At 25.7% G+C, this 1,687-nt stretch carries 3 protein-coding genes; all 3 read left to right on the top strand.

Annotated elements, in window-relative coordinates:
• Window positions 1-1,104: hypothetical protein (locus tag EHV01_RS05275; RefSeq protein ID WP_422066542.1), on the top strand; the 1,104-nt coding region annotated here is incomplete at its 5' end.
• Window positions 1,105-1,107: 3 nt separating this feature from the next.
• On the top strand, window positions 1,108-1,440 hold the full coding sequence (locus EHV01_RS05270; RefSeq protein ID WP_422066541.1) for a hypothetical protein: 333 nt from the start codon (window positions 1,108-1,110) through the stop codon (window positions 1,438-1,440).
• A partial coding sequence (locus EHV01_RS05265) for a hypothetical protein (protein ID WP_422066540.1) occupies window positions 1,406-1,687 on the top strand: 282 nt, incomplete at its 3' end. The genes EHV01_RS05270 and EHV01_RS05265, both read left to right, overlap by 35 nt.

The raw sequence follows: 1,687 nt of genomic DNA, 5'->3' as shown, positions 1-1,687 counted from the left end.
ATTGATTTATGAATTAACCCATTTAACTTTACATCAAGAGTAAGTAAAATAAACGAAATTGAACAAGGCGCTGATATTTGATTAAATTATCATCAAAGTGATAGTGGATTTATATTAAATTTAATTTGTACCAAAGATAAAATAGTTATTAAAGGTTGACCTAAAAATAATGAAGTAATCGTTGGGCAAAGTAAAACACAAATTAAAGATGATGTTAGACCTGTTTTAGTACAAGAATTTAAAAATAAATTAGGTATTGTCCCTTTTTGAGAAATGATAAATGAACCTAATCCTTTATTTTTATCAACATCAACTACATTAAACCCTTGACCTACTATGGCAAATTGTTATAAATTACAATTTGATTTAGAAGATAGTTTTAATATTAAATCAAAAGAAAGATGAGCAAATCGTACTCATTGATATGGGGTATTAGATGATGATTTAATGACTGCTTATAACAAAGGCAATAAAAAAGTATTACAAGATGCTTTTGATGATATTTTTATTCAATCAGGTCAATCAGCCGTAGATGGTCAATTATCACAATCTTTACAAGTAGTACAAGGTACACCAACATTAGAAACATATACTGAAGACCAAAAATCTATTATTGAACAAGTATATTTAGCATGTCATTTTTCTAGTCCTTTTGGTGATAAATCAGATAATGACCAAAATAAAACACAATCTTTATTAACTAAAACAAAAGATTTAGAAAAACAAGCATATTTACAAGCATATCGTAARCAATATTATACTAAAATGTTTGATACTGTTTTAAAATATTATGGTTTATGAGATGGTGTTGGTGAACGAGAATATGGTTTTGATTTTGTTAGTGCTAGTTTAGTTGACCAAATGCGACAAAATGAATTAATTACTGCTAGATTAGATAATGGCACAATGGAACCAATAAGAGCAATTACTGAATATGAAAATATTGATGAATTAGAAGCAACTAAATATTATGAAAAAATTGAAAAATACTGAGATAAAATAAACGCAAAAGAAATTGAACATAATAATAAATTACTAGAATATGATGAAACTGGTAATAATCAAAATGTCTTACAAGGTAGAACAGAAATTAAGGAGAATTAAAAAATGAGTAGAATTAATCCCGGGGTTATAGAAGAATTAAGAAGACAAGCCCACGATACTTTAATAGATATYAGAGAAAACATAAGAGATAATCGCCATTGAATGGTATTTCCATTTAATGTTTATAGTTCATATATTCCTGATACTGAAACAGGTTGAAAACCTAATAATGCTAAACCAAGTGATTATGGTAGTTATTCACGCATATTTGATAATATGGAAAGTACTATTGCACAATGACAAGATAGTTTAAAAATAGTGCAAAAATATAAAGGTGAAAAAATTAATATATTAACGATTGATGATTTTAATAAACAACCAAAAAGATGAAAATAATAATGTTTATTGAAAATTAATTGATGGTGAAAACATTTATGATATTAATAGAATGTTAGAATACTTAAATCAATATAAATTAAGTTATTTTATGAATAATGATAATAAAGCAGATAATTTTTATACAAAAGAAGTTAAAGTTGGTAAATATTGAGATGCTTATATGATTGATGATAGAAGTTCAATTCAATTTGGTGAAGCTAAATTTGAACAAGTATTTACTCAGCAATCAACCGAAAGACAWTAW

The sequence above is a fragment of the Spiroplasma sp. hy2 genome (assembly GCF_044714365.1).
In the GTDB taxonomy this organism is placed as follows: Bacteria; Bacillota_I; Bacilli_A; order Mycoplasmatales; family Mycoplasmataceae; genus Spiroplasma; species Spiroplasma phoeniceum.
Note: the sequence above shows the minus strand (reverse complement) of the source record. Positions and strands in the feature narration are given on the sequence as shown.